Source organism: uncultured Tissierella sp., assembly GCF_902479755.1.
Lineage (GTDB): Bacteria > Bacillota > Clostridia > Tissierellales > Tissierellaceae > Tissierella > Tissierella carlieri.
The window spans coordinates 41055-56294 of record NZ_CABSQO010000005.1 but is presented as its reverse complement, the minus strand read 5'-3'; the positions used below and the strand labels follow the sequence as shown (position 1 = coordinate 56294).

The following is a 15240-nucleotide window of genomic DNA, read 5'->3' as shown; positions in this document are numbered from 1 at the left end:
AATTATACATGAAGAATAATCAACTATATCTTTCAGAATTTATTACAAAAAAAGGACTAGAGGATATTAGGAACTTAAAAATTATCATTAATAAAATTCAGATATTAAAAAAAACAATGACCTTAATAGTATACCTTGAATCTTCTATCTTAATTAATAATATAATATCTAATAAAATAAATAAAGTTTTCAAAGATAAGTTTACTCAATTTAAAGTACAGATAAGATTTAGATATAATGTCATAGGAAGCATTGAAGACAAGATAAAGTTTTATGAAGACAATATTCTAGAAATTATTAAATTGGAAATTGAGTCTAGTAATTCTTGGATTAAAGGTTTAAAATGGGAGATCATTAATGACTCCCTTGTAATTTTTCCGCCGAATGAGGTAGCATATCACTCACTAGAAAAAAATGAAATTATAGAAAAAATTAAAAATGCAATTTTAGAAGAAATAGATTTAAATATAGACATCAAAATTTCTGAGCATCAATTTATGGAAGCGGAAGGCTTTCTTGATCAAAAGAGTGTTGAAGAAAAAGAAATTGCAAAGGATGCTATTATCAATATAGCTGAAAGTTCTAAAACCAATTCCTTTAATAATAGCTCAAACAGGCCTAATAAGTATTATATCTATGGAAAAGAAATAAAAGATTCACCTATTAAAGTAAGAGATATTAATATGAAAACTGGCTCTTGTGTAATAGAAGGTATAGTTTTTCAACTTGAAACCAGAGAAATTAGAGACAATAAGACCCTAGTCACATTCTATGTCTCAGATCTTACAGACTCTATTACTGTGAAAGTATTTTTATCAGAAGAACAAACATCTGAGTTTCTTATAAATGTAGCAAATGATTCTCATATAAAAATTGAAGGAGATGTAATGTTTGATAACTACTCTAAGAGTACAGTAATAATACTGAAATCACTTAATAAAATTGATAAATCCGGAAAAAAAGATAATACAGAGGAAAAAAGAGTGGAATTACATCTTCATACACAAATGAGTTCGATGGATGGAGTTACGCCACTGAAAAAAATCGCAACTAGAGCTAAAGAATGGGGACATAAAGCGTTGGCTATAACTGATCATGGTATTGTTCAAAGCTTTCCAGAAGCCATGGTTCTGAGTAAATCATTAGGTATAAAAATGATATATGGTATGGAAGGCTATTTAATAAATGATAAGAAAGAAATAATAACCAATTTTGATGAAAATAAAGATTATTCAACTTATATAGTTTTTGATATAGAGACTACTGGATTATCTGCTATAAATGATATGATAACGGAGATTGGTGCTGTTAAAATTAGAGATGGAGAAATTATAGATACTTATAGTCAGTTAATAAATCCTGAAAGACCAATACCAGAATTAATTATCAACATTACAGGTATTACAGATAATATGGTAAAAGACAAGCCAATTATTAAAGATGTAATTTTAGATTTTGTAAAATTTATTGGAGACGATGTTTTAGTTGCACATAACGCTTCTTTTGATATGGGATTCATTAGAGAAAAGATGAAGCTGGTCAATATAGAACTAAACAATCCAGTACTAGATACATTGGAGTTATCTAGAGCGGTGTTTCCATCTTTGAAGAGCCATAAATTGAATCTTGTGGCTAAACACCTGAATGTAGATTTAGTTAATCATCATAGGGCTGTAGATGATGCTACTGCTACAGCTAAAATATTTCTTAAGATATTAGATATTTTAAAAGAAAGAAATATAATAAACTTTAGACAGATAAATACTTTAAATTCTAGAAAGGATTTTTCAAAGGATGAAAGCTTTCATATAATTATATTAGCTAAAAATTTAATTGGTCTTAAAAATTTATATAAATTAGTATCAGAGTCACATATAAACTATTTCCATAGAAGACCGAGAATTCCAAAATCTCTTATAGAAGCAAATAGAGAAGGTCTAATAATTGGTAGTGCATGTGAGGCAGGAGAATTATATAAAGCAATAATAAAAAATAGAAGCCTAAATGAAATAAGAAAAATTGTAAAGTTTTATGATTATTTAGAAATTCAACCAATTGAAAATAATATGTATTTAGTTAGGGAAGGAATAGTAAAAGATAAGAATCAGTTGAGAGAAATAAATAAAAAAATATATAAATTGGGAAAAGAGAATAAAAAGCCTGTTGTAGCAACTGGAGATGTACATTTTCTAGATCCAGAAGATGAGATATATAGAAGAATACTAATGTCAGGTCAAAAATTTCAAGATGCAGATATTCAGCCGCCTTTATATTTTAGAACCACCGAAGAGATGCTAGAAGAATTTTCATACTTTGGTAAGGAAATTGCAGAAGAAGTAGTTATAAAAAACACTAATTTGATAAATGATATGATAGAGGAAATATTACCAATCCCAGAAGGAACTTTTCCACCAGTCATTGAAGGTGCTGAAGAAGAATTAAGAAGGATAACATATGATAAAGCAGTAGAAGTATACGGCAATCCTTTGCCAGAAATTGTGGAAAAACGTTTGGAAAGGGAACTTGGTTCTATAATGAAAAATGGTTATGCTGTTATGTATATAATTGCACAGAAACTTGTTTGGAAATCTTTAGAAGATGGATATTTAGTAGGTTCTAGGGGCTCAGTAGGCTCATCTTTTGTAGCTACAATGAGTGGTATTACAGAAGTAAATCCATTGGTTCCACATTATGTCTGTCCTAATTGTAAATATAGTGAATTTTTTAATGATGGATCTATAGCTTCTGGTGCAGATCTTCCACATAAAATCTGTCCTAAATGCCAAGTTAAATTGAACAAAGATGGTCATGATATTCCATTTGAAGTCTTTTTAGGATTTGAAGGTGATAAAGAGCCAGATATTGACTTAAATTTTGCAGGAGAATATCAGTCTGTAGCACATAAGTACACTGAAGAACTTTTCGGAGAAGGTTATGTTTTTAGAGCAGGAACTATTGGAACAATTGCTGAAAAAACTGCATATGGATTTGTTAAAAAATATTTTGAAGAAAGAGATATAAGTGTCAATGTGGCCGAGATTAATAGACTAGTTCAAGGGTGTACTGGAATCAAAAGGACTTCAGGTCAACATCCTGGTGGAGTTATGATTGTTCCAAAATATAAGGATATTTTGGATTTCACTCCCATTCAATATCCTGCAGATGATAAAAAGTCAGGTGTAATAACAACTCATTTTGATTATAATGCTATTAGTGGAAGAATATTAAAGTTAGATATTCTTGGGCACGATGTGCCTACTATAATCAGAATGCTCGGTGACCTAACGGGAGTTGATCCTACTAAAATCCCTCTAGACGAGCCAAAGACTATGAAGTTGTTTACCAGTACTGAATCATTAGGAATAACTAAAGATGATATAAATTGTGAAGTAGGAACTTTAGGAATACCTGAATTCGGTACAAAATTTTTAAGACAAATGCTTATTGATACCAAGCCTAGTACCTTTTCCGAACTAGTAAGAATTAGTGGATTATCTCATGGTACAGATGTATGGATAAATAATGCTCAAAGCCTTGTTAAAGAAAATATTGCACCATTAAGCAAGGTAATTTCTACTAGAGAAGATATAATGTTAAACTTAATTAACTCAGGGATGGATAAGAAGAAATCCTTTAAAATCATGGAAAAGGTTAGAAAAGGGAAAGGCTTATCTAAGGAAGATGAAGAGGAAATGAGAAGTTTAAATGTGCCGGAATGGTACATAGAGTCTTGTAATAAAATTAAATATATGTTTCCCAAAGCTCATGCTGCTGCTTATGTTATGATGTCTTTTAGAATAGCCTATTTTAAAGTATATTTTCCTGAAACGTTTTATGCCACTTACTTTACTATTAAGGCCAATGATTTCGATGCAGATTTAGTTATTAAAGGTAAAGAAACTGTTAAAAACAAGATTCAGGAATTAGAAAAACTAGGAAATAATATGACCGCAAAGGAAAAGAATTTACTAACAGTTCTAGAAGTTGTTTTAGAAATGTATGCAAGGGGTTATAATATCCAAAATGTAGATATTTACAAATCAGATAGTGATAGATTTATAATTGATGAAAATGGGATTCTACCACCACTTAAAAGCCTAGAAGGTCTTGGTGAAAATGTAGCCAGAAAAATTGTCGAAGAAAGAAATATCTCTAGATTTATATCTATAGAAGACTTAGTTAATCGTGGCAAAGTAAGTAAACCTGTATTAGAAGTATTAACTAATCATGGTTGTTTAGGTGATTTGCCATTAAGTAATCAAATAAGCCTTTTTAATATTTGATTTTTCCTTAATTTATGATATAATTAATTTGACAAAAATGAATTTTTTCTGGGAAAGAGTGGGTTAACCCACTCTTGATTTTTTATTGATATTGTTCTTGCATAATATTAAGTAAACATTTATGGAGGTGAATTGATTGAATAGAAAAGGCATAATAAGTATTGTCAAAGAAATATGTGAGCAGTTAGCAGATGAGTTAGGATATGAGTTAGTAGATGTAGAATTTTTAAAAGAGGGTTCAAATTATTTTCTAAGAGTATATCTTGATAAGCCAGGCGGAATAAACTTAGATGATTGTCAAAAGGTAAGTCAATTATTAAGTGATAAACTAGACGAGAAAGATCCTATCACTACGCCATATTATTTAGAGGTTTCATCTCCAGGATTAGATAGACCTCTAAAGAATGATAAGGATTTGAAAAGAAATCTAGGAAAAGAAATTGAAATAAAATTATATGAGCCACTGAAGGGTAAAAAGATAATAGAAGGTATTCTAGAGGATTATGAGGAAAAAACAATTGTAATAAGAACAGAGATTAATGAAATTGTTACAATACCTAAGGAAGGCATTGCTTTAATTAAATTGGCAGTTAAATTTTAAGGAGGTTTAATGAATGAATGGAGATTTTATTGATGCCCTTCGTGAAATTGAAAAAGAGAAGGGCATTTCTAAAGATGTAATATTTGATGCTCTTGAGTCGGCACTTATCTCTAGCTATAAGAAAAACTTCAATGCATCCCAAAATGTTGAAGTTGAAATGGATAGAGAAACTGGGAAGGTAAAAGTGTTGGCATTAAAAGAAGTAGTGGATATAGTAGAAAATGAATACCTTGAAATAAGCTTAGAAGATGCAAAAGAAATTGATGATAGATTTCAGACTGGAGATATTTTAAAAGTAGAAATCACCCCAAAGGATTTCGGCAGGATAGCAGCTCAAACTGCTAAACAAGTAGTTATTCAAAGAATAAGAGATGCAGAAAGAGATGTAATTTATGATGAATTTATAAATAGAGAGAATGAGATAATTACTGGATTAGTTCAGCGAATTAGTAAAAATAATGTATATATAGATTTAGGAAAGACTGAGGGGATATTGCCACCTTCTGAGCAAATGGAAGGTGAAGAGTATAATCAAGGAGATAGGTTAAAATTACTTATATCAGAGGTCAAAAAGACAACGAAAGGACCTCAGATAATATTATCTAGATCACATCCTAATCTTGTGAAGAGACTATTTGAGTTAGAGGTTCCAGAAATCAATGATGGAATAGTTGAAATATATTCTATATCTAGAGAAGCCGGTTCTAGAACAAAGATTTCAGTTTTCTCTAAAGATTCCAATGTAGATCCTCTTGGCTCATGTGTAGGTTTTAAAGGAAGTAGAGTAAAAGTAATAGTAGATGAATTAAAAGGTGAAAAAATAGATATTGTAATTTGGAGTAAAGATATAGGAGAATTTATTGCAAACAGTTTAAGTCCTTCTAAAGTATTAAATGTTATAACTAATGAAAAAGAAAAGTCCGCTGTTGTAGTAGTACCAGATTATCAACTTTCCTTAGCTATAGGTAAAGAAGGTCAAAATGCAAGATTAGCAGCAAAATTAACAAATTGGAAAATAGATATAAAATCTGAGTCACAATATAATCAAGAAAATCAATAAGAGGTGATTATTTGAAAAAGAAAAAGATTCCTCTAAGAAAATGCATTGCTTGTGGTGAAGGCAAACCAAAGAAAGAATTAATAAGAGTTGTAAGAAATAATGAAAAAGAAGTAAGTATTGATATAACTGGTAAAATGAATGGACGTGGAGCATATATATGCTCCAATCTTGAGTGTTTAGAACTTGCACAGAAAGGTAAAAAACTATCTAGAACTTTAGAAGTTGAAGTACCAAACGATGTATATGAAAGTTTAAAAGATATAATTCAATCAAAATTGGGAAAATAAGAAATATCACCTTTTAATATGATAGGGGGTATATAATATGAAAAAAATTAGAGTATATGAATTGGCTAGGGAATTAGGAATTAGCAGCAAAGATTTAATTGAAAAAATTGCTAGTTTAGACATAACTGTAAGCAATCATATGAGTGCTTTAGAAGATGAAGATGCAAGGATAATAAAATCATTATTATCAGAGGAAGAAGAGGAAAACATAGTTGGTGAAAAGTTTGATGATATTGATGAAAATATAAAAGATAGTAACAAGATTAGCAGTAAAAGAGATGTCGAAGAAGATGAAAAAATTGTTAAAGAAATAGAAAATAGGGATAATACAAAACAAAGGAATAAGAAACAAAGAAATAAAAATAAAGTGAAGAATAATAGTATGGGTAAAGAAAATACTATAATTAGTAAAGAAGGGAATGAGGTTGTTATAGAAATCGAAGATAATATCATTGTAAAAGATTTAGCTGATAAAATAGGTGTAAGTCCATCACAAATAATTTCTAAATTAATAGGGTTAGGAGTAATGGTAAACCAAAATCAATCAATAGATTCTGATATAGCGATTATAGTTGCTGAAGAATTTGGTATTGAGTTAACGATAAAAGAAGCTTCTAAAGAAAGTCAAGAATTAATAGAAGATGAATTTAATTTAGATTATGAAGATAATCCAGAAGATTTAAAATCTAGAGCTCCTATAGTAACGGTAATGGGACACGTAGACCATGGTAAAACCTCTTTACTAGATGCTATTAAAGAAACTAGTGTTACAAAATCTGAAGCTGGAGGAATTACACAGCATATAGGTGCTTATGCTGTGAATATTAATAACAGAAAAATATGTTTCTTAGATACACCAGGTCACGAAGCTTTTACGTCTATGCGTGCTAGAGGTGCACAAGTGACAGACATTGCCATATTAGTCGTAGCAGCTGATGATGGAGTTATGCCTCAAACCATAGAAGCAATAAATCATGCTAAGGCTGCTAAGGTTCCAATAATCGTAGCAATTAATAAAATGGATAAACCTACAGCCAATATAGATAGAATCAAACAAGAATTAGTAGAGAATGCTTTAGTTCCAGAGGATTGGGGCGGGGACACCATAACAGTGCCAGTATCAGCCAAAAATCGTCAAGGAATAGAAGAGTTGCTTGAAATGATATTACTTGTTGCAGAAATGCAAGAGTTAAAAGCTAATCCAAATAGGAATGCAGTGGGTACAATTGTAGAAGCTCAACTTGATAAAGGAAAAGGACCATTAGCTACTGTATTAGTTCAAAAAGGAACTTTGGAAGTTGGAGATATGGTTGTTTCTGGTTCTTCCTTTGGTAGAGTGAGAGCAATGCTTGATGATAAAGGCAAGAGAGTTAAAAAAGCTGGTCCATCAACGCCTGTAGTAATACTCGGATTATCTGAGGTTCCAAATGCAGGAGATTTATTGTATGCAGTAAATGATGAAAAAACTGCTAGATCATTAGGTGAGAAACATAAGGAAATCGTGCGAGCAGAACAAATGAAATCTGACCAAAAAGTATCTTTAGATGATTTATTTGAAAGAATAAAATTAGGTGAGATTAAAGATTTAAATATTATTATAAAAGGCGACGTTAGAGGTTCTATTGAAGCATTAAGGCAGTCCCTTGAAAAACTTAATACTGATGAAGTTAAAACTAATATTATCCATGGTGGTGTAGGAGGAATTACTGAATCTGATATTATGCTTGCCTCTGCATCTAATGCTATTGTTGTTGGCTTTAATGTTAGACCTAATTTAAACGCTATAGAAGTAGCTAAAAGAGAAAAAGTAGATGTTAGAACATATAGAGTAATTTATGAGGCAATCGAAGATATTCAAGCCGCAATTAAAGGTATGCATGCACCAAAAATTGTTGAAGAAGTAATAGGAAGAGCTGAGGTTAGGGCTACATTTAGATTACCTAATGGAAGCACTATAGCTGGTATTTATGTATTAGATGGAAAAATAGCTAGAAATGGGAAGATAAGACTTCTTAGAAATGATATTGTTATATTTGAAGGTGGGGTATCATCTTTAAAAAGATTTAAAGATGATGCAAGAGAAGTACTATCAGGATATGAAGCAGGATTAGGATTAGAAAATTATAATGATATAAAAGAAGGAGACTTATTAGAAGCTTACGTTCTAAAAGAAGTCGAGAAATAGAGGTGAAAAAATGAACAATAAAAGACTCAATCGAATTTCCGAAGAAGTAAAAAGGGTGGTTTCAGAACTGATTTATAATGGACTTAAAGATCCAAGAGTTAATTCCATGACAACTATAACAAAGGTGGAAGTAACTAGAGATTTAAGATACGCAAAGATTTATGTCTCAGTATTTGGAAATAAAGAAGAAAAAGAAAACACTCTATTGGGACTAGAAAGTGCAAAAGGATTTATTAGAAAAGAAATAAGTAGTAGAATAGATTTAAGATATGCTCCTGAGCCAATCTTTGTTTTAGATGAGTCTATAGAGCAAGGTATTTATATGTCTAAATTAATTGAAGAAGTAAATAAGGACTCTAATGTATATGAGGAAGAGAAATATGATGAATAATATTGAAAATTTATTTGATTTAGCAATCAAACAAATTCAAGAAAGTGAAAATATTTATATTGTTTCACATGTTCAGCCAGATGGTGATAATATAGGCTCAATACTTGCCTTATGGATGGCCCTCAAATATATAAAAGAAAGAGTTTTTATACTTAAAACTGATGAGATTCCCTCGGATTTTTTATTTCTTCCAAATATAAATATAATTAATGAGTATAACCATGATGATAATATAGATCTTTTGATTACTCTAGATACTAGTGATGAAAGTAGATTAGGAAAAAATAAAGATTTATTGAATCAAGCTAAAACAATTATTAATATTGATCATCATATTAGCAATATTAATTTTGGACATATAAATATTGTAGATAGCAATGCAGCTGCAACTGGTGAATTAGTATATAAACTAATAAATAGACTAAAAATTCCTATTAATAAAGATATAGCTTCTTGTATTTATACTGCAATAAGCTCAGATACTGGTAGTTTTATGTATGATAATACTAGTGCAGAAACTCATGAAATTGCTGCAGAATTAATAAGAACAGGAATTGACAAAGGTAATATAAATATAAATTTATACCAGAGCAGAAGTATAGAGAGAACTATGTTGTTTGCAAAAGCCCTTGAAACCTTAAAGCTATATTTTGAAAATAAGGTTGCTATAGTAAAGATAACTCGTAGTATGGTTGAAGAAGTCAATGCTAAAATGGAAGATACAGAAGGCATAGTTTCATTTATTAGGGAAATTGCTTCTGTAGAAGTTGCAACTATACTCAAAGAGTTTAATGAAGAAGAAATAAAAGTTAGTATGAGAAGTAAAAGATATGTAGATGTATCTTCCCTTTGTGCTAATTTGGGTGGTGGAGGACATATAAGAGCAGCAGGATGTACTATTAATTCTCCTATAGATATTGCCGAAGAATTGATTTTAAATGAACTAGAGAAAGTATTTTAGGTGATTATATGAATGGTATAATAAACTTTTTTAAGCCAAAGGGAATGACTTCACATGATGCCGTAAGTCTTTTAAGAAAAACATTAAAAACAAAAAAAATTGGACACACTGGAACTTTAGATCCAAATGCATCGGGAGTATTACCACTATGTATAGGAAAGGGAACTAGAATCGCAGAATATCTTCTTGATAGTGACAAGGAATATATTGGAGAATTAACATTAGGATCTAGGACAGATACTCAAGATATAGATGGTAAGATAATATCTTCTTCAAATAAAATCGTTAGTGAAGAAGATATTATCAATGCCATGTCAAGATATATAGGTGATGTATCTCAACTGCCACCTATGTATTCTGCTTTGAAGCATAAAGGTAAGAAACTTTATGAATTAGCACGTGAAGGTAAGACTATTGAACGTACTCCCAGGAATATTAGAATATATGAACAAAAAGTATTGAATATAGAAGATTGTAGAAAAATTATTTTTTATACAAAATGTTCTAGGGGTACTTATATAAGAACATTATGTGATGATATTGGTATGGATTTGGGTACATATGGTTATATGTCATATTTACTGAGAGTAGGTGCAGGAAGTTTTAAAATTGAAAGTGCTTATAGTATTGAGTATATTAGAAAATTGAATTTAGAAGAAGTTTCAAAAATCATAGTTCCTATGGATAAAGCTTTAGATCATTTAGAGGAATTTATTGTTCCAGAGGAATTATATTCTAAATTAATCAATGGTGTTGTGTTACAATTTAATCTTATAGATGAAATTAAGGTTAATAAATTGCTTAGAGTTTATTGTAAAAATATATTTATCGGAATAGGAAAGATTAGCAGAATTGACTCTCAATTTTACTTGAAAATGGACAAAGTTTTAATAATATAAGGTGGTATACATGGAAATTATCGATCTATTAAACTATAATGAAACAAGATTTAATACAGCTATTGCTTTAGGAAATTTCGATGGCATTCACATAGGTCATCAGCAATTAATAAAAACTATGATATCTAAGTCTAAGGAGTTAGGTATAAAGTCATCACTTCTATTATTTAAAAGTCATACCAAAACTATAGTAGATAATAATAGGCCAAATATGATAACCAATAATAAACAAAAATTTAAAATTGCTGAAGAATTAGGAATAGATATTATCTATCTATTAGATTTCGATGATAAGATAATGAAATTATCTGGACAAGAGTTCGTTAAAGATATCATTATAAATAAAATGAATGGAAAATTACTTGTAGTTGGATTTGATTATAGATTTGGATATAAAGCTTCGGGAGATTCTAATTACTTAATGGAGCTTGGTAAAAAATATGGTATAGACGTAATTGTATTAGACCCTGTTTATGAAAATAATGAGATTATCAGTAGTTCTAGCATAAGAGAGTTAATAGCTAATGGAAATATTATGGATGTTTTAAATATATTAGGCAGACCATATTCCATTATAGGAAAAGTTATCCCAGGAAAAAACAGAGGAAATAAATTAGGATTTCCAACAGCTAATATAGAACCTATTGATAACTATGTAATACCTAAAAATGGAGTATATATGACTAATACCATAATAGATAACAATAGATATATATCTGCTACAAATATTGGTTATAATCCTACCTTTAATGAAGATATATTGAAGGTAGAGACTTATATATTAAATTTTAAAGGAGATATATATGGTAAAACTTTAGAAATTGAGTTTTTAGAATTTTTAAGAGATGATATTAAATTTCAAACAAAAGAAGATTTGATAAAACAAATGAAAATAGATATAGAGATGATTAAATTAAGACATTAATATTTACATTTATTATTTATTATGATACTATTATATTGTTACATTACCTATGGCTATGTTTAACGTATCCTCGGCGTCTTACACAGCTATGGGAGTATATCAAAATTTTGGAGGTGTATTATTTATGTTAACAAAAGAAGTAAAAGAACAAATTATTAATGATTACAAATTGCACGAAGGTGATACAGGTTCACCAGAAGTACAAATTGCAATTTTAACACACAGAATCAATTCTGTAAACGAGCATTTAAAAGCTCATAAAAAAGATCACCATTCAAGAAGAGGATTACTTAAAATGGTAGGTCAAAGAAGAGGCCTTTTAAAATATCTACAAAATAATGATATTGAAAGATATCGTTCTTTAATTGAAAAATTAGGCATCAGAGGTTAATAAGAGCGGGGGTATCCCGCTCTATTGATTTATAACGAAGAGGAAATTTTTTAATATTATATATTACTTGACCTAAATGAGTCTTAAACAGATTGCCGAAATCTTTGATTTCGTGCAAGTTGTTTATGCAGTGGCCAAGAAAAGCTACATTTTATATTTTGTTAGAAGCTTTTCTTATTTTAGATATTTTTATTAAATAAGGATATAATAAATATATTAAAGATTAAGGAGGTATTGCATGGAAAGAAAATTCCAGTATAAATTAGCTGGTAGAGACCTCACTGTAACCATAGGCAAAGTGGCAGAACAGGCTAGTGGTGCTTGCATGGTACAATATGGAGATACAGTGGTTCTAGCGACTACTACAGCTTCTAAGGAACCAAGAGAAGGGATAGACTTTTTTCCCCTTAGTGTTGATTACGAAGAAAAACTATATTCAGTAGGGAAAATACCTGGAGGGTTTATTAAGAGAGAAGGTAGACCAAGTGAAAAAGCAATTTTAACTTCAAGGCTTATAGATAGACCCCTTAGACCATTATTTCCGGATGGATATAGAAATGATGTACAAGTTATAGCTACGGTCTTATCTGTTGATCAGGACCATTCACCAGAAATAGTTGCAATGATAGGCTCTTCTATAGCTTTATCTATATCAGATATTCCTTTTAATGGTCCTACAGGATCAGCTCTTATAGGACTAATAGATGGAAAATTTATTATTAACCCAACTAGCGAAGAAAGAGACAAATCTGAAATTCATCTTGTAGTAGCAGGAACAAAAGATGCTATAATGATGGTAGAAGCAGGTGCAAATGAAGTTACAGAGAAAGTTATGCTAGAAGGTATTTTAACGGCACATAAAGAGATTATAGAGCTATGTAATTTTATCGAGAATATTGCAAAAGAAGTAGGAAAACCTAAAAAAGAGTATAATTTATTTAAACCGAATGAAGAAATTAAAGAAAAAATCATTGACTTTGGTAGAGAAAAATTAATTGATGCTATAAGTACTTTTGAAAAACAAGAAAGATTAGATAATATTGATAAAGTAAATAAAGAAATTAAAGATGTATTTTTAGAAGAATACCCAGAATCAGAGCAGGATATAAATGAAATAATAGAAGATATGCTAAAAGAGGAAGTTAGAAGGCTAATTCTTGAAGAAGGATTGAGACCTGATAATAGAAAAGTAGATGAGATACGTCCTATTACTACTGATGTAGGCTTACTTCCAAGGACTCATGGATCTGGATTGTTCACAAGAGGTCAGACTCAAGTTCTAACAATTGCTACTTTAGGTGCTATTAGTGATGCCCAAGTTATTGATGGATTAGGAGAGGAAGAATCTAAAAGATATATGCATCATTATAATTTCCCACCATATTCAGTTGGTGATGCTAGACCTCTAAGAGGCCCAGGAAGAAGAGAAATAGGGCATGGTGCATTAGCTGAAAGGGCGCTTGAACCAGTTATACCATCAGAAGATGTTTTCCCTTATACTATTAGACTTGTATCTGAAGTTCTTAGCTCAAATGGATCTTCATCACAAGCTAGTGTTTGTGGGAGTACTCTAGCTTTATTAGATGCGGGTGTACCTATAAAATCTCCTGTAGCTGGAATAGCCATGGGATTGATAAAAGAAGATAGTAAAGTAGCTATTCTTTCTGATATACAAGGTATGGAAGATCATTTAGGAGATATGGACTTTAAAGTAGCTGGGACTAAAGATGGAATTACAGCTATACAAATGGATATAAAAATAGCTGGAATAGATAAACCAATTTTAGAGGAAGCTCTAGAAAAAGCTAGAAAGGGAAGACTTTATATTCTAGATAAAATGGCTGAAACTATTTCAATTCCAAGAGAAAATTTATCACCTTATGCACCAAAAATGTATACAATGCAAGTAAATCCAGATAAAATAAGAGATATAATCGGGCCTGGCGGTAAAATGATTAATAAGATAATCGATGAAACAGGTGTAAAAATTGATATTGACGATGATGGTAAGGTATTCATTGCTTCAGTAACTCAAGAAGATGGAGAAAAAGCAATGGATATGATAAATAAAATAGTTAAAGAAGTTGAAGTAGGAGATATTTATTTAGGTAAGGTAACACGCATAACTAGTTTTGGTGCTTTTGTAGATGTTTTAAATGGTAAGGAAGGTTTACTTCATATATCTAATATAGCTAGAGAAAGAGTAAATAAAGTAGAGGATGTATTAGCTATAGGAGATGAAATATTAGTTAAAGTCATGGAAATAGACAATCAAGGTAGAGTAAATCTATCTAGAAAAGTACTGTTACCTGAAGAAACTAAAACTGAAGAGTAATATACTAATGCATGAACCAAAATAAGGTTCATGTTTTTGTTTTTAGGATATTTTCTCAATCCCTTGAATATATATAGATATAAAAGATATTGGAGGGATATATATGAGATTAGTTGTCATAAATAAAAAGACTTTATTAACTATTTTAATTGTGTTAATATTAGCTATAATAGTCTTAGGTATTTCAGTAGTTTATAACAAATCAGAAGAAACTTTTAATTCTGACGTATATTATCAAGGAAATATTGATGACAAGATAATAGCATTTGCTTGTAATGTTGATTGGGGAAATGAGCACATTCCAAACATGTTACAAATTTTCAAGGATAATGATATTAAAATTACATATTTTGTAACAGGTCAATGGGCTGAAAAAAATAAGGATATACTAAAGACTATATATGATAATAACCATGAAATTGGGAATCATGGTTATAGCCACAAGGACTATGATAAGTTATCTTATGATAGAAACAAAGAAGAAATACTGAAAGCTCATAATATAATTAAAGAAACTCTAAATATTGATTCAAAGTATTTTGCCCCCCCATCAGGTGCTTATAATGATAATACGATAAAAGCGGCAAAGGATTTAGGGTATGAACTTATAATGTGGAGTATAGACACCATAGATTGGAGAAAGGATAGTACAAAAAATGTTATTATTGAAAGAGTTACTTCAAAAGCACATAACTCTGCAATTGTTTTAATGCATCCAACAGAGGAAACCGTTAAAGCATTGCCAGAAATAACAAAATATCTATACCAAAATGGCTATAAAATTGGTACAATAAGTGATGTAATAAAAAAAGCACCATAACTAATTGAAGATGGCTTTTTTGGCCACTGAATAAACGACTTGCATGAAATCAAAGATTTCGGCAATCTGCTTAAAACTCAATTAGGTCAAGTTCCTAATAAA

Annotated in this window: 12 protein-coding genes; all 12 read left to right on the top strand. The window is 30.2% G+C overall.

What is annotated here, in order from left to right:
- Positions 1–8 precede the first annotated feature (8 nt).
- The 12 genes from RDK80_RS04165 (at position 9) to RDK80_RS04110 (ending at position 15138) form a co-directional block, all read left to right on the top strand.
- Positions 9–4283: a PolC-type DNA polymerase III gene (locus RDK80_RS04165; RefSeq protein WP_308523568.1), complete on the top strand. Its 4275-nt coding sequence runs from the start codon at positions 9–11 to the stop codon at positions 4281–4283.
- Positions 4284–4419: 136 nt separating this feature from the next.
- Positions 4420–4884, top strand: a complete 465-nt coding sequence (gene rimP, locus RDK80_RS04160; protein WP_256310221.1) for a ribosome maturation factor RimP — start codon at positions 4420–4422, stop codon at positions 4882–4884.
- A 13-nt stretch (positions 4885–4897) separates the two neighbouring features.
- Complete coding sequence (gene nusA, locus RDK80_RS04155) at positions 4898–5944, top strand: transcription termination factor NusA (protein ID WP_094900116.1); 1047 nt, start codon at positions 4898–4900, stop codon at positions 5942–5944.
- An 11-nt stretch (positions 5945–5955) separates the two neighbouring features.
- Positions 5956–6231, top strand: a complete 276-nt coding sequence (gene rnpM, locus RDK80_RS04150; RefSeq protein WP_094900117.1) for an RNase P modulator RnpM — start codon at positions 5956–5958, stop codon at positions 6229–6231.
- A gap of 37 nt (positions 6232–6268) precedes the next feature.
- Positions 6269–8416: a translation initiation factor IF-2 gene (gene infB, locus RDK80_RS04145; protein WP_308523567.1), complete on the top strand. Its 2148-nt coding sequence runs from the start codon at positions 6269–6271 to the stop codon at positions 8414–8416.
- Positions 8417–8426: 10 nt separating this feature from the next.
- Positions 8427–8807, top strand: coding sequence for a 30S ribosome-binding factor RbfA (gene rbfA / locus RDK80_RS04140; RefSeq protein ID WP_094900119.1), 381 nt, complete (start codon positions 8427–8429; stop codon positions 8805–8807).
- Positions 8797–9768: a bifunctional oligoribonuclease/PAP phosphatase NrnA gene (locus tag RDK80_RS04135; RefSeq protein ID WP_308523566.1), complete on the top strand. Its 972-nt coding sequence runs from the start codon at positions 8797–8799 to the stop codon at positions 9766–9768. Before rbfA ends, RDK80_RS04135 begins: the two co-directional genes overlap by 11 nt.
- Positions 9769–9776: 8 nt before the next feature.
- The gene (truB, locus tag RDK80_RS04130) at positions 9777–10667 is read left to right on the top strand and encodes a tRNA pseudouridine(55) synthase TruB (protein WP_308523565.1); all 891 of its coding nucleotides are present in this window, start codon (positions 9777–9779) and stop codon (positions 10665–10667) included.
- A gap of 10 nt (positions 10668–10677) precedes the next feature.
- Complete coding sequence (locus RDK80_RS04125; RefSeq protein WP_308523564.1) at positions 10678–11592, top strand: bifunctional riboflavin kinase/FAD synthetase; 915 nt, start codon at positions 10678–10680, stop codon at positions 11590–11592.
- A gap of 124 nt (positions 11593–11716) precedes the next feature.
- Complete coding sequence (rpsO, locus tag RDK80_RS04120; RefSeq protein WP_072972299.1) at positions 11717–11983, top strand: 30S ribosomal protein S15; 267 nt, start codon at positions 11717–11719, stop codon at positions 11981–11983.
- Positions 11984–12221: 238 nt separating this feature from the next.
- Positions 12222–14318: a polyribonucleotide nucleotidyltransferase gene (locus RDK80_RS04115; protein WP_308523563.1), complete on the top strand. Its 2097-nt coding sequence runs from the start codon at positions 12222–12224 to the stop codon at positions 14316–14318.
- 103 nt (positions 14319–14421) lie between these two features.
- Positions 14422–15138 carry a polysaccharide deacetylase family protein gene (locus RDK80_RS04110; protein ID WP_308523562.1) on the top strand — a complete coding sequence of 239 codons (717 nt, stop codon included), beginning with the start codon at positions 14422–14424 and terminating at the stop codon, positions 15136–15138.
- Positions 15139–15240: the final 102 nt, after the last annotated feature.